Below are 22,732 nucleotides of genomic sequence, written 5' to 3' on the forward strand. Positions count from 1 at the left end.
CGTCTTTTCAAACAAATAAGGCAGTTGGGGTCCGTTAACGCAAAATAAAGCCGCTCCCGAAAGCGGCAGCCAAGTTACTGCGCTTTGGAAGCGGCTATTTTTTCCATGATCTCAAGACGTTTGGCTTCCCTCTCCTGCTTGGTCAGCTTCGGGCAGCCGTAGCAATAGCCGTGCCCGGTATCCGTCCGGTAGGCCAGGCAGCAAGTCGGCTTCATCGGCGTTTTCTCGCCCGGCCGGTAAGGATCGTCCAGCAAAACCTCCTTAACGTTAAAAGGATTCCGCTTCAGTCCAAACCACGCGGCAGGCAGCTCTTTGGCGAGATAGCCGTAATCCTCCATCAGCCGGGAGCGCAGCGCCTCGTCCTCCAGCTTGCCGGCGATCGCGCGGATATAATACTGCACGCCCAGCGGAATCTGCCCCCACAGCTGCGTCAGCGGCACCCCGGATACGGCCGCGATGTTCTCCATCACCGGGCGCAGCGCCTCCGCGTAGAATCCGCCCAGCTCGTTTTCCCGCCACGCGTTCCTTTCTCCTTGCGGCCAGGGTGCTTCGCCCGGATCGTTCAAGACGAAATAAACCCACGGAAAATCATTGACTAGAACGACCTGAATAGTGAGATTTTCAAGCGAAAAACAAAGCCGGCCCGGCGCCGCGGACAGCATATACTGCATCGCCGTGCACAACGCCCGCCAGGTGGCAGCGAAATACGTCGCCGCCACCTGGATGTCGAGCCCCTTAATCTGCTCCCGGTACAATTTCAGAAAAGACTCCATAGGTTCGCGATCCGTCAGCTCGGCTGCCGGCATCGTGAGCAGGGCGTCTTGGCGTTTCTTCGTCACGATTCCCAATTGCTGTTCAAGCAGCTCATAATCGATTGGCATTCTTTTTTCCTCCAGCCCTGTTTCTCCCGCCGTTTTCAACTACAGGAACGAAACCACTTTGCGCTCGGGTTCCTCCCGCCCGTCTTTGGCCGCAGGGCGCACCTTGCCTTCGGCAGCGGCGCGGTAGAGCTCGTAAGGAAGACACAGCGGCACCCCGCTGCGCGGGTCCGTTACAATATCCGCTTCAATGCCGAACACGTCGCGCAGCACGGCGGAAGTAACCACCTCTTCAGGAGTTCCCGAAGCTACGGCCTGGCCCTTTTTGATTGCGATCATATAATGGGCGTACCGTGCGGCATGGTTTAAGTCATGCACAACCATCACAATCGTGCGTTGCGATGCCGCGTTCAATTCCTCCAACAGCTGCAGCACTTCCAGTTGATGCGCCATGTCGAGGAAGGTCGTCGGCTCGTCGAGGAACAGAATATCGGTCTCCTGTGCCAGCGCCATGGCGATCCAGGCCCGCTGACGCTGCCCGCCGGACAAATGCTCCAAAGCGCGATCGGCAAATTCGTTCATCCGCGTCGCTTCGATCGCCCACTCGACGATTTTGCGGTCCTCCGCCTTTAACCCGCCGAAGCCTTTTTGATGGGGAAAACGTCCGTACGACACCAATTCGTACACCGTCAGCCCCTCCGGCGCCGTCGGGTTCTGCGGCAGGATGGCCAGCTGCTTGGCGACTTCCCGAGTCGATTGTTTATGAATCGACTTGCCGTTCAGCAGTACAGTCCCGCCCTTCGGCTGCAAAATCCGGGCCATCGTTTTTAAAACCGTGGATTTGCCGGAGCCGTTGGCGCCAACCAGCGCCGTAATTTTTCCTTCCGGAATGGAAATATTCAAGTCCTCGACAATCAAGCGGTCCTCGTAGGCAATATCCAAATGGGAAGTTTTTAATGAAACCATGGCACTCTTCCTTTCCGTATGCAGCCCTTAATTTCTCATGCGTTTATGCGCTTAGATGCGTTTATCCGTATTCGTTAATTTTGCGCTCATCCACGCCAGTTTCCAACATCTATGTTCAGCTTCATCAAGACTTCATTTATTTTTCATCTTTATCTTTAAAGATACTGATAATCATTATCATTTGTCAACTGTTAAATTCACTTTTACCCCTTCAGCGGGCCTGCTCTCAAGCGGAATTCATTCAGCGGTTGCCGGCGGCGGCCGTTAATGCTATCAGCCATACAATTCATACATCCTCATATTGGAAAAATCCAATCAAGCCGTTATATTCCCTCAAACATGCGAAAAAGACGCCGACAGGCGCCCTTTTGTTTTGACGTTTATTCTTGTATATTCATTGTTGCTGGCCGGATACCGGCACGGCATCATAGTACTCTTCCAGCGTAATGCCGCGTTCGGCGATGTCCGCCGCAATCTCTTTACCGACATAGCGGAGGTGCCATGGCTCGTATTTATACCCGGTAATGTCCTCTTTGCCTTCCGGATAGCGGATAATAAAGCCGTATTCCGTTGCATGATCGGCCAGCCAGGCCGCTTCCTTCGTATCACCGAAGCAGCTTTCCGCCGCGCATTTGCCGTCGCTGCCGGAAACGTCGATCGCCAGCCCGGTCTCGTGCTCGCTGTGGCCGGGAACGGCGCTGTAGGTTTTGGCTTTCTCTTCCCCGTCCTTCTCTACGTACCGGTTAAACAAAGCGGTCTGCGTTTTGTGCGAACGATACGCGGATACGCCGGCGAGATAGATTCCGTCTTGTTCGGCGCCGGCAAACAGCTCCTTCAAAGCCTCCGCCGCCTCTTTGCGCATCATCCGCTTTTCGATTTTTTCCTTGAACGTGAACCGGACATCAGGATACACGAGATCCTTCGGCTCGTAGTCGTCCGGCAAGGCAAACTGCTTATTAATCAAAACGGCGGTGCTGTACGGATCGGAGGCCGCGGCCGTATCCACGCTTTGGCCGTTGTCGGCGCCGGAATCGGCCGGGCCTTGGCCAGGCGAATTTTCAGCACCGGACCCATTTCCCGCGCCCGAACCCGCCGTTCCGGAATCAGCCGGGTTATTCGCGTTATCATCAGGATTCACCGCTCCATTGTCCCCGGTTTCGCCTCCCGCGGCGGCGTTTCCTCCAGCGCCCGCTCCTCCGTTTGCCTCCCCGGCATTCTCCGTTCCCGGTGACGAAACTTGCGGCGCGTCCGCTTCTTTATCTCCGCAGCCCGCAAAAAGCGCCGCCGCCATCATCAATATGACCGCTGCCGTCAGCGTGCCTTTCTTGCTGTACATCCTGGTTCCTCCCCATTAGGTCGATCGCTAGCAGCTTTAAGCAACAAACCTTGTAGTCTTGTTTTGCAATTCATCTATAATTTTAACGAAAACCTTAGGAAATTAGTTGCATGGAAAATAACGACGGCGCCGGGATTGGCCAAGGCGCACGGCTCCTGGCGCGCCGGATCGCATATTGGCGCAAAGCGCGCCGGGATCGCCGCACCGGCCGCACCGGTTGCCAATGGCGCCGGGCTACCGTCCCCGGCGCCCGTGCCCGCCGCCGCGGCGGCTCTGCCCTTGCGCGCGCGCAGCGCCTCCGCCGGAGCCGCGCTGCGTGCGCGCACTTTCGCCGCGGCGTTTCCCCGCGCCGCGGCTTCCCCGTGCCGGCGCCCCACCGTCGCCGGCCGAGCGCCCGCGCCCGCCGGCCGCTTCGCGGCCAGGGCGGCCGGGCGCGCGCTTCGCGCCGCCGTGCTTCGCGCGGCGCGCCGTTTCCTCCACCGGGGCCGAGTCCAGCCGGCCGCCGGCGGAGCCCCGGGCGGCGCCGCTCCCCGCGCCGCCCGCAGCATAGCGCTGCCGCTCCAGCTTGCGGTCGATACCCCGCTCGATCAGGCGCAGCGCCTCGATGTCCTTCGGCGCCGCAAACGTGACCGCCACGCCCTCCTGCCCGGCGCGGCCGGTCCGCCCGATACGGTGGATGTAGCTGTCCACGTCATGCGGGATGTCGTAGTTGAACACATGCGTGACTCCTTCGACATCGATGCCGCGCGCCGCCACATCCGTAGCCACCAGCAGCTCCAGCTTGGCCTCGCGGAAGGCGCGCATCACCTGCTCGCGTTTCGCCTGCGACAGATCGCCGTGCAGTTCGTCCGATTTAAATCCAGCCTCCTGCAGCGCCTCGTTCAGCTTGCTCGCCCGCCGCTTCGTCCGGCAAAAGATCACCGCCAAATACGGGCGCTCCCCGCGGATCTTCTCGATCAGCGCGGCCTGCTTCGTCCGGTCCGTACATTCCACCAAAACCTGCCGAATGCTGTCTAAGGTCACGCGCGGCGTTTCCGCAACGCGGATATCCCGCGGACGATCCATGTACGTGCGGGCCAAACGCTTTACACGATCGGGCATCGTCGCCGAGAACAGCATCGTCTGACGGCTGCGCGGCACCTGCAAAATGATCTCCTCCACCTCGGCCAAAAAGCCCATATGCAGCATCTGATCCGCTTCATCAAGCACCAGCATCCGCACGGCGCCAAGCGTCAGCGAGCCGCGCCGCAAGTGGTCGAGCAGCCGGCCGGGGGTTCCGATGACAAGCTGGGCGCCGCCCTTAAGCTTGCGCAGTTGCCGCTCCACATCCTGTCCGCCATAGGCGGCCAGCAAAGACAAGCCCTCCCGGGCTTGCGCCAGCTTGCGGGCCTCGGCCGTAATCTGCAGCGCCAGCTCCCGGGTCGGGGTGATGATCAGCGCCTGGGCCTCCTGCTTGTCCGGACGGATGTTCTCCAAAATCGGCAGCAAAAAAGCGAGCGTCTTACCCGTGCCGGTCTGCGCCTGCACGATTGCGTCCTCCCCGGCGAGCAGCGCCGGAATCGCCGCCGCCTGCACCGGGGTCGGATTGGCGATGCCTTGTTCCCGCAGCCTGCGAAGCAGCGCGGGCGAAATGCCCAGGTTTTCAAAAGTCGTCAACAAATTCACCTCATATTCTAGGATAAGCCGAACGAATGATGCCGACTAGGCCAGGGGGAGGCAGCCCCCATGCTCGCATCGCCGGTTTCAACCTATCGCCGGCGCACCTAATTCCAGTTCGTCCAATGCCGGTCTGTCCTATGCCAATTCGTCTTTTGCCAGTTCGTTCTTTGCCGATTCGTTCTTTGCCGGTTCATCCCGTTTCTGTTCAGCCATTTTCCGGTTCAACCGATTTAACGGCCGCCGTTTCGGGGCGGCAACCTTCTTATTGTAACAGACGATCCGCGGCACGGCGAGCTAAAACCGCCCCGAGCGGAAGATCGAATACAGCAGCCACAGGAACATCAGCAGCGCCACGACGAAGCCGATTTCGATCGCCGGAACGTCCCACAGTATCGTCGGCTGCCGGCTCAGTGACGAGCCGACGATCAAGCCGACCATGATGATGCTGAACGAAAGGAGAACGATGCTGAAGGACAAACGGTTGCTGATTTGATCCAGCTTGCGGAGAAACTGCTCCATCTCCGGGAAATCCATCTCCATCTTGATCTTCCCTTTGCCAAGCATCGTCGACAGCCGGCGCAGCTGCTGCGGCAGGTCGACCACAGAATCGGTCAATTCGGCCGCCCCTTCGATCAGCTTCTTCGTGAGCCGGCGCGACCCGTATTTCTCCCGCAGCAGCTTGCGCCCGAACGGCTCGGCCATGTCGAGAATGCGCAAGTTCGGGTCAAGGCTTAGCGCCACGCCTTCCACCGTAAGCAGCGCCTTCCCGAGCAGCAAGAGATCGGCGGGCAGGGTGATCCGGTGCCGCCGGGCGGTCACAAACAGATCGTTTAACGCCTGGCCGACCTGAATTTCGGCGAAGGGGATATCGTAATACCTGTCCCGCAGCCGCTCCAGATCCATGCGCAGCCCCGCCGTATCGGAGGCGTCATCCACCAGCCCCATGCGCAGGATCGCCCGTACCATACCTTCGGTGCTGCGCCGCATCAAAGCGATCACCAGCGAGGAGAGGTGGTCCTTCATGTCGCTGCTGAGCCGGCCGACCATGCCGAAATCGATAAACGCCAACTCCCCCCGCTCCGTCACAAGCAGGTTGCCGGGATGGGGGTCGGCGTGAAAGAAGCCGCCTTCAAAAATTTGCCGCAGCAGGGCATCCACGAGGCGCTGGGCGATCGTCTTCCGGTCGAAGCGGACTTCCGCCCGCCCGTTCAGCCGGTTCAAATGCACGCCGTCGACAAAGTCCATCGTAAGCACCTTGGACGTTGTGTAGTGCCAATAAACCCCGGGGATGTAGATCCCTTCCCCTTCCTTGAATTGCCGGCGGATTTTCTCCATGTTCCGCCCTTCATGGCTGTAGTCCAGCTCGGCCCGGATCGACCGGGAAAATTCCTCGACCATCTGCGGAATTTGATACTGGGAAACCCAGGACCACCGTTTATTCGCCAGCGCCGTCAAGTGCTTCAGAATGTCCAGGTCGCGCTCGATGACCGGAATAACGCCGGGACGCTGAATTTTGACGGCGACCCGCTCGCCGCTCGTCAGCCGCGCCCGGTGAACCTGCCCGATCGACGCCGCAGCCAGCGGCGTCTCGTCGAAGCTGGCCAGCAGTTCCCCGACCGGCATCTGCAGCTCCTGCTCCAAAATCGCCTTCGCTTCTTCGGCGGAAAAAGGCGGCACCTGATCCTGAAGCTTGACAAGCTCCTGAACGATCGGTTCCGGAAGCAAATCGGAGCGCGTGCTGGCCAGTTGCCCGGCCTTAATAAAGGTCGGGCCCAATTCCTCCAGCACCAGCCGGATCCGCTCGGCCAAAGTTCGCGTTTCCAGCGGCCCGGCCTTGCGCCACCACCGCAGCGGACCTCGAATGAGCCGGGTTAACCCGATCTCTTCGGCCATAAACCCAAAGCCATGGCGCACCAGCGCCATGGCGATTTCCCGGTATCTTCCGTTATGACGGACAAAGCTGCCCATGGGTCTACGGCTGCTGCAGCTCGGCGAGCTTCAGCTCCAGTTCGGCCACCCTGCGGGTCAGTTCCTCCACCTCTTTGGCCGAGGCGAGCCCCATGGTTTGAAGCGCGGATCTCACCTGTTCGTTAACGAGTTCCTTGAATCTTCCCTGTTCCTCGGCGCCTTTGTCGATCAGCTTCTCCACCAGCTGTTTCGATTCGGATGGAGCCAGTTCGCCGCGCTTCACCAGATCGTCCACAATCCCTTCGATCTTTTCCTTGCTCACGATCGTAAGGCCCCAACCTAAAGAAATCGCCTTTTTCAACAAATCGCTCATAACCAATCATCCTTTCCGTCATAGGTTTGGATATTGCTTATCATTACTGCATCAGCGGCGCGGCTTCTCCGGCATAATACCGGGCCAATTCGACGATCATGCTGCCCATTCGCTCTTCCTTGGGGGCCAGCACGCGCGGAACCCCGGCCTCCCGCAGCCCGGACGCCGTCACCTTGCCTACGGCGACGGCCAGCACCGGCCCCTCCAGCGCCTGCATCAGCGCCTCGAGCCGCCCCCTCTTCTCCGCATGCTCCATGAGAAAACGGACCTGCGGCCCGCTCGTGAACGTCACGGCGTCCACCTTCCCCTCCACGATGTCGGCAAGCAGTTCTTCCAGCGCTTCCTCCGGCGGCGCAATATGGCGATACGGCAAGACCTGGCGGCAGCTTGCCCCTTGCTCTTCCAGCCACGCGGTCAGCTGCGGGGCGGGGTCGCCGTGCAGCTGCAGCATCACGCTTTTTCCCGTGAAATCATGCTCCGCCAGTCCCCGGATCAAGCCTTCCGTACTGCCGTCGTCATCGCGGACGAGCGGCGTCAACTGCCGTTTTTTGAGGGCGTTTGCCGTCTTGTACCCCCGGGCGGCAATGGCATTCCTGCGCAGGTTCTCCCAAAGCTGCTGAGCCGCCCCCATATCCTCGGCCATCTCGAACACGGCTTCCAGCCCCATGCCGGTGGTGAAGATCGACCAGTCCGGCGGAGTCTCCACCCAGGCCGCTATACCGCTCCGCAGATCCGCGTCGTCCAGCAGAACCGTTCCTTGGGCCGGCCGGTACAGCGGAATTCCCCCGAGGTTTTCCACCAGCTTCCCCAGTTCCTCCGCCCGGCGAGGACCTGTCAACGCAATCCTTTTCCCTTCCAATCTCCGCGCCATATTTACCTCCCCAAAATCAGCCTGTTTTCTACTACCAGCTTATACGACCGAGGGGAGGAAGTAAATCCCAAGGCCCGCACGTCAGCCCGATTTCGGTTTGACCTTTCGCGGCCATAACGCGGCGAACAATACGATCGGCAGCACCAGTTCGAAGATCAGCGCCACCAGCGGCCATACGTAATTGAAGTTGAATTGCTGCAAGGCGTTTTTGAAAAACCAGATGGAGCACACGAACGCCAGCGCGCCCGCGGGGGCCGTCATAAGGCGGCCGGACAATTTCGGCACGACCATCTGCATTAAATAGCACAGCACGTAGATATCAAAGCCGATTTTGCCCAGCGCCGTCGGATACCATAGTCCTACGACAAGCAGATCGAAGCGGTCCATGAAATCGGTGATCTGCAATTGCCGGATAAGCTCGTATCCCGAATGCGTCAATTTGCCGGTCAGCGGCACACCCATGACCAGTTCGGTCATAAGCAGGGTGCCGAGAAGCAGCGCCGAGGTGGCGATCAAACCGGCAAGCACGCCCGCAGGACGGTAATACTTTCCCGAAATGACGAGCGGCAGGGCGATGATTTCCCCCAAATAAGGGACCGCGTACCATGCGCCCTTGGCGATGCCTATCCAATCGAAGGAAAAGTAAGGAACCATGTACTTGATATGTATATTCCTTAGCATGATGACGCTGACGGCGGTCAGGACGGAGATCATGATAGGCACATAGATTTCGCTGAGCCCGAGGAAGGCCCGGATTCCCCCCTGCGAAATATAGACTGCCGTGGCGGTGATCATGATCCCCAAAATCAAGATCGGCGTCCGGTTCAGCAGCACCGAATTCGTAAAATCGGCAAGGATGCGGATATCTCTGGCGGCGATGAACAGAAAAAAGAGAAGGTACATTCCCAACAGGACCCGGCCGCTCCCCGGAAATCTCTCCACGACCGCCTGCATCAGATTTTTGTCGGGAAACCGCTTCAGCACCGCCGAAAGCAGCCACAGGGACAACACGCAAACCCCGCAGCCAAAGACGAAGGAGATCGCGGCATGCTGCCGGGCCACATCCGCCATTGGCGAAAATGTCTGCAAAAACGTCAAGGAGTTGATATACAGCAAGCCAAGCAGCGCGATTTGCCGCTCCGTTATTTTTCTCATCGTAATTAATGCTCTCTCCTTCCATAATCTCTTTAAGGAAAAGGCACAAGCGGCCGGAGCACCTTGCCCAGCCATTCGCTTGGGTAAAAGAGCTGAGGCGACAGCATGGTATAGAGCAGGATGCCGAGGGAAACGGCCATCATGCCGTAGGAAAACCACCGGTTTATGGGGGGCTCCTCCCTCATCGCTTCCTGGTCCCGCCATACGCCGAAGGCCATAAGCATCAGCAGCAGCAAGACGATATCAATCATTGCGGAGCCGATCCTCCCTTACGCCAAGCGAATTGATCAATTCGCCGGTATTTTCCAGATGAACGTGAGAGTGCACGCGGACTTCGACCTCCGGGAGCACATCGTTCCAGCGGTTATGCACTTTTGCCCATTCCGCCGGGTAGGCGTTGTGAAAAGAGTTGCCGATTCCGAATATGTCCGAACGGTACTCCTTCAGCACTTTGTTCGCCACCTCGCGAACGCGTTCCGCCACAAAGTCATTGCATTGCTTTTCCAGTTTGCCCATCATGGTGGACTCCAGGTTCACGTTCGACGTATTTTCCACAAGCAGCCCTTTGGCCTGGATATAGATGTCCGCGACAATTTGCGAGTTCTTCAGGCGAGTCCGGATTTTGGAATTCGTTTCGTTCAGGCTTACCGTGATCATTTGGTCGGGGTTGCCGCCTTCATACCGGACGCTGACTTTGGGATCGATCGCCTCGTTCATCGCCAGCAGCGCCATCGCTCCATCGTCCGTGTCCAAAAAACCGACCAGCTTGTCTGTACGGAGGACGCCCAGCCCATCCAGCCGAACGAGGCTTTGACCGTCGCCGACCTTGTCCGGGGCGCTTTCCCCCAAGGTAACGGCCGGAATCGCCGGGTCGATCCCTTCCGTGAGCAGCTGGTTGGACAGTTTTTGCACACTCATCGCCGATTTCATTCCCGATTTGGCGATTTCCCGGATCATCTCGGCGGGAACCTGCTCGATCGGGGCGTCCGCCCCCAACACTTTGTATGCGGGGCCGCGGGTAACCACAATGTAGGTGGTTAGGCGGTTTTGCGGAAAACGGGCGAACGTATCGATCTGCTCGCCGATTCCCGTCCGGGCAAATTCTTCGCCGTACAACGTTACCCGGCGGTGGGAATAGTTCAGCACGCGGGACAGGCTGGTCTGCATTTCCTTATTTGCGGTATAAACCGTCGGCGCCGTCTTGGACAGCATCAGAAACGTTTTGCTCCCGGATGTGCCGCCGCCTCCTCCCTCGCTTCCCGCCCCGCCCAATTGGCTTGGGAGAGCGATCTGAACCGTTGAGCGGATAAGGCCGTTTTCCTTATCGATGGAAGATCCGAGCACAAAAGCGATGTCGTTCACTTCAATCCGGTCCCAGCAGCCGGTCAGCAGAAGGGGAAGCAGCACCAACGTCAGTAGGAAACACGGTGTTTTTCGGTTCACCTTGTTCACCATCCCTCGGTGGTATCATTGCCCAGCCGCCGGGTTTTGCCGATTCTCCGGATATTGTCCGCCGCGTCGGCGGCCGGCCGTTTTTTCATCTTCCACATCGGGACGCGGCTGAAGATATCTTTCATATCCCTGGGCCGGTAAGGAGCGACCCCAGTCATATAGGGAACGCCAAAAGATTTTAATTGCGTCAGATGCACGATAATCCAAACCGCGCCGACCACGATGCCGAACAATCCGAAAGCGCCGGCTAATATCATGATCGGAAAGCGCAGCATGCGGATGGTGACGGCCAAGCTGAACCGCGGAATCGTAAACGAGGCGATGCCGGTGAGCGACACCACGATAACCATCGGCGCCGAGACGATCCCCGCCTGAACCGCGGCCTGGCCGATGACCAGCGCCCCTAAAATGCTGACGGCTTGTCCCACCGTTTTGGGCAGTCGGATGCCGGCTTCGCGCAGCGCCTCAAACGAGATTTCCATAATGAAAGCCTCGACGAGGGCGGGAAACGGGATTGCTTCCCGGGCGGCGGCAACGCTCAAAATGAGCGTCGACGGCAGCATATCCTGATGGAACGTCGTCACGGCAATATATAACCCCGGCAGAAACAAGGCGACGCACAGGAAAAAAATACGAATCCAGCGGATCATGTTGCTGATAAAAAACCGCTCGTAATAATCCTCGCTGGCCTGCAGCATCTGCCACAAAGTTACCGGCGCGATCAGCGCAAACGGCGTACCGTCGACGAAGATCGCCACTCTGCCCTCCAGGAGCTGGGCGGCTACGGTATCCGGCCTTTCCGTATATTGCATTTGGGGAAACGGAGACGACGGATTATCCTCAATCCATTCCTCGATATATCCCGTCTCCAGAATCCCGTCGATGTCAATCGCCTCGAGCCGTTGTTTGACGTCGTTAATCAGATGTTCTTCGGCGATGTTTTCGATATACGCAATGGCTACATCCGTCTTCGTCACCTTGCCGATCACCATGTCGATCAGCTTCAGCTTCTCCGTCTTGATTTTGAAGCGGATTAGCGCGGTATTGATCCGCAGCGATTCGGTAAAGCCTTCGCGCGGTCCGCGAATGACCGCCTCGGTCTGCGGCTCCTGCACGCTCCGGCGCGAACCGCCCTTCACGTTGAAGAGGAGCGCCTCATCCATCCCTTGGATAAAAACCGCCACGTTCGACGTCAGGACGGCATTAATCACCTTTTCCCAGTCGGAGCTCGCATCGGTTTGGCTGATGGAAACCCGCTTGAACGAAATCGGGTACGGATTGTCCGGCAGGACGCCGGCCAGCCCCTGAATGACGGGACGCAGAATATGCTCCTGCACGTCCTCCACTTTGATGATCCCTTCGATGTAGACGAGCAGGCCCTTAATGTAGTCCGTTAACTGGACCTCGCGGTAAATGACGTCCGAGCAGTCCTGGAATACTTTTTTGACGGTTTTCGTGTTTTTCGTCAGATCGCGGCTGACTTTCTCCCTCACTGCAACACAACTCCCTGCGGTCAACTGTTCATCGTTAACAAGATGTAGAATGTACCATTCGGGGAATAATATGTAGCCGGAGGGAAAGAAAAAAAGCTGCCCTACAGGCCGGCATGACCTTTCGGACAACTTTTTCAATGCGCGGTATTCTACTTGTGCGTGATCAAAAGCGGATTTTTTGAACTGCCTCTATTGTTTTCTAACGGTAAACTTGTCCAGCTGCCCCTTAAGCTGCTCCGCCATACGGGTCAAATCGGCGGAAGAAGAAGCTACTTCCTCGATGGAGGCGAGCTGCTGCTCGGCGGCCGCCGAAATCGTCTGCGTATTTCCGGCCGCTTCCTCGGAAATCAGCCGGATGTCCTTGATCGATTCCGTCACTTTGCCGGCTCCCGCCGCCAGTTCCTTGGCCGCTCCGGCCACGCCTTCCATCTTGGCGGCTGCGCCGCGAACCGCTTTGCGGATCCGCGAGAAGGAGCGCCCGGAGGTGTCGACGGCGACGATCCCTTCCTCGACCCCCTGCTTGGCGTTCTCCATCGATTGAACCGCACGCTCCATTTCGTTTTGAATGCCGGCGATCAGCTCCGCAATTTGCTGGGCCGATTGCTCCGAACCTTCGGCCAGCTTCCGTACCTCGGAGGCGACGACCGCAAATCCCCGCCCCTCTTCCCCGGCCCGGGCCGCTTCGATCGAGGCGTTCAGCGCCAGCAAATTCGTCTGCTGGGCTATCCCCGCAATGACCTCCACGATTCCCCCGATATTTTGCGTCTGCTCGCCCAGCGTTTGGATGACCGTCCCCAATTGATCGACCGTTTGCTGGATATACTCGATTTTTTCCACCACGCTAAGCACGGAGGCGTTCCCTTCCTCGGCAACGCCGTTCGTCTGCTCCATCGTTTCCGTGACCGCCCGGATATGCTCGGACATCGTGATCACCTGACGCGACATTTCCTCCACGCCGTCCGCGCCGGCTTCAACCTTCTGCAGCTGCTGCTCGCTGCCGGTCGCCATTTCCTGAATGGCCACGGTCACATGCTCAATCGCCTTGGTCGTTTGCTCCGCTCCGGCCGACAGCTGCTCCGCCGAAAAGGTAACCTGGTTCGCCGTTTCCCGCACGCTGGCGATCATCCCGTTCAGGTTGTCCACCATGCGCTGAAAATGGTTAGCCAGCACCCCGATTTCATCTTTCCGGTTCAAATAGTCGATGCGTCTTGTAAGGTCCCCTTCGCTGATGCGCTGTGTCGCTTCGCTCAGCCGGTCCAGCGGAACGGCGATCATTTGGACCGTGATCCAGGCGGCCGCGATGGCCACCGCCAAGGAAATTCCCGCGATCAGCAAGGAAGTGGAGTCAAAGATGCCCCTCAGCACTTGATCCAGCACGCACGGAACGATCGCCGCCAGCACCGTCGTGATCAGCAAAGTTAACCTAACACGCTTTGCCATAATGAACAGACCCTCTCTCTATCAAAATTTGGTAGGTATATCTGTATGTATTATAGATTTTAACGAAGTTTCCTGCTACGTAAGAAAACATTTATCGGCCGTCGTGCCTTTCGTAAAAAAAGAACCGCCCACCCAAACATGGATGAACGGTCCGGTGAACAACCGCAAGTTAATCGGCCAACCGGTAGCCCACGCCCCGCACGGTGGCGATATACATGGAGTTGGCGGCCCGGTCGCCCAGCTTTTTGCGCAGGCTTTTGATATGAACATCGACCACGTTGCTGCCGCCGAGAAACGATGTTCCCCACACTTCCGCCAGCAGCTCTTCGCGGGACAGAACTCCGCCCTCTTGCTCCAGCAGCTTAATCAGCAGCTCGTATTCCGTTTTCGTCAGCTCGATTTGAGCCCCGTTGCGGTAAACCGCCATCTTCTTGCGGTCGATCCACAAATCCTTGAAGATCGCCGGTGAGCTCCCGGGAAGCAGCCGCGTGGCTGCCCTGCGCGCACCGCTGCTTTGGATGATCCGCTGCGCGCGGTAGACGATCTCCATCGGGCGCGCGGGCAGCACGAGCAGTTCCTGATTCATCAGCCCCTGATCCAGGCGCGGCAGCATCGACTCCTTGATCAGCAGGAGGGAAGGAATGTCTCCGGTTTCCTGCTGCACGATGGACCGGATTGCCGCAGACTCCTCGCCTTCCTTATAGGAGGTCAAATCGAAAATCAGCAAATCCGCGGTCATCGCGTTGCGAATCCCTTGCTCCCAGTGATGGAACACCAGAACGTCGAAGCAGCCTTCCGACAAATCCCGCACCAGCTCATGAACATCGCTGGGGAAGGGACTGATCAGAATAACCCGCTGGGTAATCGGGCAAACCTCCCGCCCTATCGTCTTCTCCTCCTCATGAACGGCGGCCTCCAGGCCGGCAGGTCTGCGAAACGGCGTCACCGTGCTTACGATCTCTTTCAGTTTGGCTTCTTTTGCTGACACGACGGACACACCCCCCCAAATACGATATGAGCATGATGGACATCATACCCAGTTTCTTCGGCAACGGTCTTGCTCCATTCCTCGGGCAACCCGGACATCACTTCATCCACGCGCCCGCACACTTCGCACAAGATATGCTGGTGGTCATCCATCTTGGCGTCGTACCGGCTGGCGGACTCCCCCAGCTTCAACTCGCGGATCAATTCCTTTTCGGTCAAATAGCGCAGCGAATTGTACACCGTACCGTAGGCGAAGTTATAGCCCTGCTCCACAAGCCGGTTCATGACCTCGGCCGCCGTCGGGTGATCGTTCGCGTTGCGCACTACATCGTACACCGCTTTGCGCTGAGTCGTCAGATTTAAAGTTTTCATCTATTATCAATCCCTATTGTTTTTATTTTTAGAATTAGTATAAGTCTTATTTTAGTTTCAGTCAAATCTAATCTTTCGCAGAGCAAAAGTCAGCTTGAGGTTAGGAAAGTGGGGTGGGCGGCTCGCTGTCCGAATACTTTGCACGATTATCCCGTTTGATCAGGTAGCAGAGAAACAGACAAGCTCGGGAGAAGAAATATTTGGTGGAGAAGCAGATAGGCTCGAGATAATTTAGACGGGCTTAGGAGAAGGAATCAGGTTTAGGGGAGGTGAAACAGATCAGATAGGAATCAAGGACCCATTAAATTGATCTGCATCAAGTACCCCTACGGTTCAAGCGTCACGATCAGGCCGCAGCCGCAAGGGGCTGGTTCGGTTGGCGCGCGATTAGCCGACGGTAAGGGATCGCCGGAATCGCCACACACATGCGCAGCAACTTCTGCCGCATCGTTTCTTCCGCTCCGGGCAGGCGCAGACGGCGGCGTACGGTGTATTCGTTCAGATACGCCTGCAGATGCTTCAGTCCCAAGGCTCCATACGTACTCTTCAGCGATTCCCACGCCTCTCTCACTACTTTCCGCAAGGGCGCATACAGCCGAAAGGCCTGAGGGAACAACTGCACCACCGATGTACGGACATCCACATGCCCGTTGATGAACGCGGCGAGTTCGTGACGGTCTGCCCTTTTTTCACTTCCCCGCTTATTTGGCACCAGGCGGATTTTGACCTGCTCCGGCTCGCCCGACTCCGTGACCGTGCAGCCGGCTACGACCGCCGAGGCGTACGGATGCGAAAGCTGACACCGGGATGGATTACGCCCATACTGATCGCTGTTCACTTTCACGTCTCCAGAGAGCAGCTCCCGGGCATCAAACTCCCCCACGGCATGACGTATTTTGTGCAGCATCGACCAGGCGGTCTTGTAGGCGACCCGGATCACCTGGCGCAGCCGCAGCGCCGAGATGCCATCAGGGAGTAGGAACAACTCCAGCGCCTGGAACCACTTCACCAGGGGGAGATGCGTTCCTTCAAAAATCGTACCGACCAAAGGGGATGTTTGATGCTTGCACTTTCCGCACTCGAACAAAGGGATGTGCCGGGAAGTCAGGCGGCTGCAGCGGGTGTAAGTGCAGCGCGGGCAGACGAAGCCGTTTGGCCACTTCATCGCGATTAGCGCTTCCATGCAGGCCTGCTCGCTGTTAAAACGGCTGCTGAATGGCTGAAGTTCCGTTCCCGCATTGATCTCCATGTTTACTCGCCCCCGAATCAAGAATATACGAACATAAATTCCATTTATTTCATTATACCAAACATGCGTTCTCTAATCAAGCCGAAAATCTCTCCTGAACCGCCTCATTTTGTCCTCAGCTTTTTTTGTGTTTTTTCTTCTCTTTTTTTGGAACCCTTGACTTGCTCTAACCCCACTCCCTGCTCCTTAACGAAGGGGATAATCGTGCAAAGGCAGGCAGCAGGCAGAGACACCAAGACACGAACGCTTTAGATGGTCCCATCCAGACAGCCCCCCTCACCTGGCGTCGATTTGTGACGCAGCTCGAAACGGCTACGGTGCAAAAGGTAGATACACCGCCCCGCCGGATCGTGACGCCTCTACATCGTTGACGCTTCCACACTGTCCGTCTTTGATTGAGCGTCAACTCCGGCAATGGATTGCTGCTTGCCCAGCTACATCCAGGCTTGCCTGCCGATTTTTTGCTGCGAAAGTTGAGTTTCTAACTACCCGGTGATGGAAATAATGAAAAAAAATGATTTCCCCAAGGAGGAACAAGGCATGTCAAACCATACTTCCCCATCCGGCCGGCTGCCGCAGCAACCGGAATCCATGTGGCGCAAAACGACCGCCCTGCCTGCTTTTGAACCATTAAAAGAAGATATCGAAACCGACGTGCTCATTGCGGGTGCCGGCATCGTCGGCATTACGACCGCCTATTTGCTGGTCCAGGCCGGATTGAAGGTCGCCGTGATCGACGCCGGAAAAATTCTCGACGGAACGACCGGCTATACGACGGCAAAAATCACGGCCCAGCACGGGCTGATTTACGACAAACTGTTGAACCATTTCGGCAAGGAAGGCGCCCGGCTGTATTACGAGGCGAACGAGGAAGCGCTCGGCTTTATTGCGGACACGGTGAAAAAGCGGAAAATCGACTGCCAATTCCGCCGCGAAGATGCTTATCTGTACGCCGATTCGGATGAGCAGCTGCAGAAGCTGGAAGCCGAATGGAAGGCTTACAAAGAGCTTGATCTGCCTGCCGAATGGCTTGATTCCCTGTCCTTGCCGCTGTCCGCCAAAGGGGCGATCGTGCTGAAGAACCAGGCGCAGTTCCATCCGCTCCATTACTTGCGCGATTTGGCCGAGTTCGTGGCCGAAAGCGGCGGTACCTTTTACGAGAACACCACCATGAGGGATCCAGCCGAAGATTTGGAAGACGGCCGGCTCAAGCTATCCTCCGAGGATGGGCATACGGTCATCTGCCGCCACGCTGTTTCCGCCTCCCACTTTCCGTTCATCGACGGCAAAGGGTTGTACTTTGCCCGGCTCTATTCCGAGCGGTCCTATGCGGTCGCCTTCGAGCCCGAGCAGCCGTATCCCGGAGGCATGTACATCAACTGCGGGAACCCTAAACGCTCGCTGCGCTCGGCCGAGCTGAACGGGAAAACGGTGGTGATCGCCGGCGGAGAATCGCACAAAACCGGAAAAAACGACTGCACGATCAAATGTTACGAGGCGCTGGCGGAATTCGGGCAGTCGGTGCTGGGCGTTAAATCGATCCCCTACCGCTGGTCGACGCAGGATTTGGTCACGATGGACGACGTGCCTTATATCGGCCGCCTCACGGAAGATCGCCGCAACATTTATGTAGCGACCGGCTTTGCCAAATGGGGCATGACCAGCAGCACGGTGTCCGCGCACCTGATCCGGGATCTGATTTTGGAAAAAGATAACCGGTACGAGCGCTTGTTTACACCCTCGCGGTTCAAGGCGGAACCCACGATCAAAAATTTGGCCCGGCAAAACGCCGATGTGGCCAAAGAATGGGTGACCGGCAAGGTGGAGCTTGTCCACCTGAAACCCGAGGATCTCGTCCCCAGCCAGGGCGCTGTCGTCAAGCACCGCGGCAAAAGAGCAGGGGCCTACCGCGATGACGAGGGCCAGCTTTATCTTGTGGACACAACGTGCACTCACATGGGCTGCGAGGTCAAATGGAACGAAGCGGAACGCTCGTGGGATTGCCCTTGCCACGGCTCGCGGTTTGATTATAAAGGCGCGGTCATCGAGGGACCCGCAACCAAGGATTTACCTCGGCTGCACCGGCAGCCCGAACAAATGAAAAGCTAGGATGGCGCTTGCATCCGTTGAGATCCTTATTTTTTGAATTGAAAAAGGCTCGGCGGATGTTTTGTTTTTTGTTCACTACCTTGCTTTGTTCAGTACTGTATGATATTATGCTTTCAGTGATACTGATTATTGTTCAGTAGTGGAGAAATATCTTGAAATGAGGCGAACACCGGTATGGACATCAGCATCCAATTCAAGAAAGGCGCTTTGGAGCTTTGCGTGCTCGTGCTCATCCAGCAACGGGACCGTTACGGGTACGAGCTCGCCCAGTCCGTTTCCAAGCATATCGAAGTGGCCGAAGGAGCGCTTTATCCTCTGCTGCGAAGACTGGTCCATGAAGGCTACTGCACGACATACCTGCAGGAATCCACGGGCGGCCCGCCGCGCAAATATTACAAGTTGACGCCCGAAGGGGAAATATATACGAACAGGCTGGTGGTCGAGTGGAAACAGTTCGTCCAGAGCGTATCTACATTAATCGAGAAAGGAAGCCATTTATGAATAAAAATGAATTTATTGCGCTTCTTAGAGCCCATCTCTCCGTCCTTCCGCCGGAAGAACAAAACGAATTGCTGGAAGATTACGAAGCTCACTTCGAATTCGGCCTGCAAAGCGGGAAGACGGAGGAAGAAATCGTGCTGGAGCTGGGCGAACCCGCGGAACTGGCCAAAGAAGCGCTCGGCAACCGCTACATCCCCCAAGATCATGTGTATTGGTACGGACCTGATCCGGCGGGCCGCGCCAACGCGCCTGAACCGAACTCCGCCGCCCGCGCGGGAAACGATCGTCCGGCGGGAAATACGCCGGCCTATACCGGACCGGGTTTGAAGGCCGTTAAGCGCCGCGGCGTGTTTGCCGGTGTGATGGTATACATCGGACTTTTTTTCTTAAACCTTATCGTCGTTCCGCTGCTTCTGTCCTTATGGTCGGCATTTGCCGGTTTTGCGGCCATCGCGCTGGGCGGGATTATCAGCCCGCTCGCCCTCGGACTGGAATTTGCGGTGCATCACCAGTTTAACCCGGGCAAGCTTTTTGCAGCGGTTGCCTGCGTAGGGATCGGCATCTTGCTGGCGGTCGGTTCACGTTATTTATTCATCGGAATGCTGCGCTTGAGCACCGGATATTGGAAGTGGAACGTTCGAATCGCAAAAGGAGGAGATGCGGCGTGAACAGCAAAAGATGGACGCTGCTTGGATTGTTTTTGATCGTGCTGGGGCTGGCCGGGATGGCCTACCAGCGGTTTGACTTCGGCGAGAAGCTGCCCGCCTACCAGCAAAAATGGACCTTCGGCGAAGGCGAGCTGGAAAATCTGCACATCGAAGGCGAATATGACGTAGATGTGGAGTTTATCGACAGCCCGGACGGGGCCGGTTATATCGAGGCCAGCGGCAACATGAAGCAGGAAGCGATCGATAAAATAAAAGCGGCCGCGATATCCGGCCAAACGCTTAAGCTGGAATTTGAGGAGCCATGGGACTGGTCCTTCTTCAGCATGAATTTCCAATCAACCAAACAGCATATTACCGTGGCCCTGGCCAAGGACAGCGGACTGAAGGCGATCAGCTACAAGTCGGTCGACGGGAACGGCAGCTTCGCTGGTTTAAAGGCTGAGAATATCGAGCTTTCCGTTTCCTCGGGCAACATCCGCGCCGATGCCGTCCAAGCGGAAACCCTGAAGTTTACCGCCACCACCGGGAATATTACCGCCGAACGGGTTGAGGTTCAGGGAAATGCGGAAATCAAGCTAGGTTCCGGCAACATCAAAATCAATGAGCTGCAGGGAGCTTTGACGGCAAAAGCGACTTCCGGGAATATTACGGCGAGCGGTGTGGAAGGACCCGTCGAGGCTTCGCTGGGTTCCGGAAATATCAAATTCACCGACTTCACAGGGAACGGCAAGCTTAAGTCGACCTCCGGCAACATCACTTTGGAAAATCAACGTTCGGACAGCCTGGACATCGCTGTGCAATCCGGCAGCGTAAAGCTGTCCATAGACCCGCAGTTCCGGGGAGTTTACGACCTAAGGACGAAATCCGGCAGCATCACGGCCCCCGAGTCGCCGCAGCAATCGGAAGACGTCGTCAAGGTGCGGACAACGTCCGGCGATATCCGGATTCGGTAACCTCCTTGATTTTTCAGATCATTAATTATATAATTCACATAACTAACATTTAAGGAGGTGGGTAGAGTGGATCGCAAGCTTGTATGGAATCGGATTAGCCAGCTGCCATTGGCAATGTCTGGCATTATCTTTGGCACAGCCGTTAACGGGATAGGTCTGTCCATTTTTAACGATTCGATATCCATACCCAATTGCGAAATGCCGCTCCTACCTTAACCTCACGTTAAACGTGCGTACCGAAGGCAGCAGGATTTCCTGCTGCCTTCTTTTTTTTGGATTTACGGGCTTAAGGCAGCGGACGGCATGGGACGAAGGAGATTAAATAACCCATGATGATCCAATGTCAAAATATACAGAAATATTACGGCGCCGAAATGGTGCTAAGCGATGTTACGTTTGAAATCAAAACGGGCGAGACCGTCGGCCTGATCGGCCGCAACGGCACGGGCAAAACAACCTTGATGAAGCTGCTGACAGGCAAAGAACAGCCCGACCGCGGACAGCTGCATATCCGCAAAAACGCCCGCATCGGCGCGCTGGCGCAGATTCCCGATTATCAAAACGGCGAAACCGTTCGCGGCGTGCTGCTGGAGGCTTTTGCCGGGCTACGCCGGGTGCAGGCGGAAATGAAGCAACTAGAGAACGAAATGTCCGCGGCCGGAGGCCATGCCGAGACTGCAGGCAACATGGATAGCTTGCTCCGCCGGTACGGCGAGCTGCAGGAGTCCTTCGAGCGCGGAGGAGGTTATGAAATCGACGCCTCCATCGACCGGGTGGCCGGCGGGCTTGGCATCCCGGCGGAGCAGTTTTCCCGCCCCTTTTCTTCGCTTTCCGGCGGGGAAAAAACCAAGGTCGGCTTGGCGGTCATCCTGCTGCAGCAGCCGGATCTGCTGCTTCTCGACGAACCGACGAACCATTTGGACATGGCCGCGATCGAATGGCTGGAAACGTATATCCGGACTTTTGCCGGAACCGTCGTCATTATTTCCCACGACCGTTATTTTCTCGACGCGGTGGCGGAGAAAATCGTCGAATTGGAAGACGGCGAAGCCTTCACCTACTATGGGAACTACAGCACGTACAAGGAAGAAAAAGAACGCCGCCTGCTCCAGCAATTTGCCGACTACCAGGAGCAGCAGAAGAAGATCAAAAAGATGCAGGAAACGATCAAGCAGCTGATCGAATGGGGCAACCGTTCCAATCCGCCGAACCCCTCGTTCCACCGGCGCGCCGCTTCGATGCAAAAAGCGCTGGACCGCATGGTGAAGCTGAAAAGGCCGATCCTGGAGCGCAAAAAGATCGGCCTCCAGCTGCAGCAGGCCGACCGTTCCGGCAATGACGCGGTCGTGCTGCAAGAGGTCGGCTGCGTCCGCGGAGCCCGGCGGCTGTATTCCGGACTGACGCACACGCTGCGCTACGGCGAAGCCGCCGTGCTGATCGGACCGAACGGGACCGGCAAAAGCACCTTGCTCAAAAACGCGCTCGGCCTTGAGCCGCCGGAGGAGGGGGAAGCCCGTCTCGGCACCCGGATCGACGCCGGTTATCTGGCGCAGCAATCGGCCCCCGCCGATCACGAGGAAACGGTGCTGCAGTATTTCCGCGACGAGATCGGCATCGAAGCCGGAGAGGCGCGGCATCAGCTGGCCCGTTTCCTGTTCTACGGCGCGGACGTGTTCAAGAAGGTGCGCAGCCTCTCGGGCGGAGAATGGACCCGGCTGCGGCTGGCCGTGCTGATGCATCGCAAGCCGAATTTGCTGGTGCTTGACGAACCGACCAACCATCTCGACATCGATTCGCGCGAAGCGCTGGAAGAAGCGCTGGAAGAGTATGCGGGCACCCTGCTCGTCGTCTCCCACGACCGCTACTTCATCAACAAGGTGGCGAGTCAGATCTGGGCGCTGGAGGGCGGACGGATGCACGTTACCCATGGCAACTATGAAGATTACCGGGAGGAACTGTCCCGAAGATCGGCCGCCGCGGAGGTTCACATCGGCGGTCCGGCCCCGGCTCCGTCCTCCTCTTCGGCTTCAGCGGCCGGGGTGTCCCCCGCCCTCTCCGCCCAAGCGGACGCTGCGGAACGGACAAAATCCGCCGATAGAGCGGATGGGACCTATGAGGCTTCGGCTTCAGATGGAGCCTCGCGAGGAGCCTCTGGGGGAGCCTCGGGAAGAGCTTCGGCAGAAGCGGTGAAAGCCGCCCGCAAGCCCCGGGCAAATCCGGCCTATCTGCGCAAGCTGGAGGCCGATATCGCCGCCGCGGAAGCCGAGCTGGCGAAGATCGACAACGCCATGCTCGACCCGGAAACGGCTTGCGACGCGACGCGTCTGATCGCGCTGCAGCAGGAGCGGGATGCGCTGCAGGGGCGGCTTGACGAGATGATGGAAGAGTATTTTGCCTTGCTGGATGAATCCGCCGAATAAAA

At 57.4% G+C, this 22,732-nt stretch carries 20 protein-coding genes; 5 read left to right on the forward strand and 15 right to left on the reverse strand.

Annotated features, from left to right (window positions below; all coding sequences use genetic code 11):
* Positions 1–74 precede the first annotated feature (74 nt).
* The 15 genes from NYE69_RS00120 to NYE69_RS00190 all read right to left on the reverse strand — a co-directional run bounded on the left by NYE69_RS00120 (position 75) and on the right by NYE69_RS00190 (position 16,079).
* A complete protein-coding gene (locus tag NYE69_RS00120; RefSeq protein WP_036627405.1) occupies positions 75–881 on the reverse strand; it encodes a hypothetical protein in 807 nt (268 codons plus the stop codon).
* A gap of 39 nt (positions 882–920) precedes the next feature.
* Positions 921–1,784 carry an ABC transporter ATP-binding protein gene (locus NYE69_RS00125; protein ID WP_036619164.1) on the reverse strand — a complete coding sequence of 288 codons (864 nt, stop codon included), beginning with the start codon at positions 1,782–1,784 and terminating at the stop codon, positions 921–923.
* A 394-nt stretch (positions 1,785–2,178) separates the two neighbouring features.
* Positions 2,179–3,120, reverse strand: coding sequence for a M15 family metallopeptidase (locus NYE69_RS00130; protein ID WP_036619162.1), 942 nt, complete (start codon positions 3,118–3,120; stop codon positions 2,179–2,181).
* 234 nt (positions 3,121–3,354) lie between these two features.
* Positions 3,355–4,776 (reverse strand): DEAD/DEAH box helicase, encoded by a 1,422-nt coding sequence (locus NYE69_RS00135; protein WP_115311328.1) that lies wholly within the window; start codon positions 4,774–4,776, stop codon positions 3,355–3,357.
* Positions 4,777–5,073: 297 nt separating this feature from the next.
* Positions 5,074–6,747: an ABC1 kinase family protein gene (locus NYE69_RS00140; protein WP_155619344.1), complete on the reverse strand. Its 1,674-nt coding sequence runs from the start codon at positions 6,745–6,747 to the stop codon at positions 5,074–5,076.
* Between the two features lie 4 nt (positions 6,748–6,751).
* A complete protein-coding gene (locus NYE69_RS00145) occupies positions 6,752–7,060 on the reverse strand; it encodes a phasin family protein (RefSeq protein ID WP_036619157.1) in 309 nt (102 codons plus the stop codon).
* Positions 7,061–7,103: 43 nt separating this feature from the next.
* Positions 7,104–7,931: a uroporphyrinogen-III synthase gene (locus tag NYE69_RS00150; RefSeq protein WP_036619154.1), complete on the reverse strand. Its 828-nt coding sequence runs from the start codon at positions 7,929–7,931 to the stop codon at positions 7,104–7,106.
* 81 nt (positions 7,932–8,012) lie between these two features.
* Positions 8,013–9,086, reverse strand: a complete 1,074-nt coding sequence (locus tag NYE69_RS00155) for a GerAB/ArcD/ProY family transporter (protein WP_036619152.1) — start codon at positions 9,084–9,086, stop codon at positions 8,013–8,015.
* 32 nt (positions 9,087–9,118) lie between these two features.
* Positions 9,119–9,337 (reverse strand): hypothetical protein, encoded by a 219-nt coding sequence (locus NYE69_RS00160; protein WP_036619150.1) that lies wholly within the window; start codon positions 9,335–9,337, stop codon positions 9,119–9,121.
* Positions 9,330–10,529 (reverse strand): Ger(x)C family spore germination protein, encoded by a 1,200-nt coding sequence (locus NYE69_RS00165; protein ID WP_036627402.1) that lies wholly within the window; start codon positions 10,527–10,529, stop codon positions 9,330–9,332. Before NYE69_RS00165 ends, NYE69_RS00160 begins: the two co-directional genes overlap by 8 nt.
* Before the next feature lie 5 nt (positions 10,530–10,534).
* Positions 10,535–12,031: a spore germination protein gene (locus NYE69_RS00170; protein ID WP_240534083.1), complete on the reverse strand. Its 1,497-nt coding sequence runs from the start codon at positions 12,029–12,031 to the stop codon at positions 10,535–10,537.
* 189 nt (positions 12,032–12,220) lie between these two features.
* Complete coding sequence (locus NYE69_RS00175) at positions 12,221–13,471, reverse strand: methyl-accepting chemotaxis protein (RefSeq protein WP_036619147.1); 1,251 nt, start codon at positions 13,469–13,471, stop codon at positions 12,221–12,223.
* A gap of 169 nt (positions 13,472–13,640) precedes the next feature.
* Positions 13,641–14,459 carry a response regulator transcription factor gene (locus NYE69_RS00180; protein WP_082207634.1) on the reverse strand — a complete coding sequence of 273 codons (819 nt, stop codon included), beginning with the start codon at positions 14,457–14,459 and terminating at the stop codon, positions 13,641–13,643.
* The gene (locus tag NYE69_RS00185; protein WP_036619143.1) at positions 14,435–14,830 is read right to left on the reverse strand and encodes a Fur family transcriptional regulator; all 396 of its coding nucleotides are present in this window, start codon (positions 14,828–14,830) and stop codon (positions 14,435–14,437) included. The genes NYE69_RS00180 and NYE69_RS00185 overlap by 25 nt, the downstream gene beginning before the upstream one ends.
* Before the next feature lie 346 nt (positions 14,831–15,176).
* A complete protein-coding gene (locus NYE69_RS00190) occupies positions 15,177–16,079 on the reverse strand; it encodes a transposase (protein WP_213509693.1) in 903 nt (300 codons plus the stop codon).
* Between the two features lie 540 nt (positions 16,080–16,619).
* On the opposite strand from NYE69_RS00190, the gene NYE69_RS00195 reads away from it, so the two are divergent.
* The 5 genes from NYE69_RS00195 to abc-f all read left to right on the forward strand — a co-directional run bounded on the left by NYE69_RS00195 (position 16,620) and on the right by abc-f (position 22,730).
* Positions 16,620–18,188 carry an FAD-dependent oxidoreductase gene (locus NYE69_RS00195; protein WP_270620186.1) on the forward strand — a complete coding sequence of 523 codons (1,569 nt, stop codon included), beginning with the start codon at positions 16,620–16,622 and terminating at the stop codon, positions 18,186–18,188.
* Positions 18,189–18,362: 174 nt separating this feature from the next.
* On the forward strand, positions 18,363–18,689 hold the full coding sequence (locus NYE69_RS00200) for a PadR family transcriptional regulator (protein ID WP_036619136.1): 327 nt from the start codon (positions 18,363–18,365) through the stop codon (positions 18,687–18,689).
* Positions 18,686–19,357, forward strand: a complete 672-nt coding sequence (locus NYE69_RS00205; protein ID WP_036619135.1) for a DUF1700 domain-containing protein — start codon at positions 18,686–18,688, stop codon at positions 19,355–19,357. Before NYE69_RS00200 ends, NYE69_RS00205 begins: the two co-directional genes overlap by 4 nt.
* Positions 19,354–20,310 (forward strand): DUF4097 family beta strand repeat-containing protein, encoded by a 957-nt coding sequence (locus NYE69_RS00210; RefSeq protein WP_036619133.1) that lies wholly within the window; start codon positions 19,354–19,356, stop codon positions 20,308–20,310. Before NYE69_RS00205 ends, NYE69_RS00210 begins: the two co-directional genes overlap by 4 nt.
* Positions 20,311–20,639: 329 nt before the next feature.
* The gene (abc-f, locus tag NYE69_RS00215) at positions 20,640–22,730 is read left to right on the forward strand and encodes a ribosomal protection-like ABC-F family protein (protein ID WP_036619131.1); all 2,091 of its coding nucleotides are present in this window, start codon (positions 20,640–20,642) and stop codon (positions 22,728–22,730) included.
* Positions 22,731–22,732 lie beyond the last annotated feature (2 nt).

Source organism: Paenibacillus sp. FSL R5-0527 (assembly GCF_038008055.1).
GTDB classification, from domain to species: domain Bacteria; phylum Bacillota; class Bacilli; order Paenibacillales; family Paenibacillaceae; genus Fontibacillus; species Fontibacillus macerans.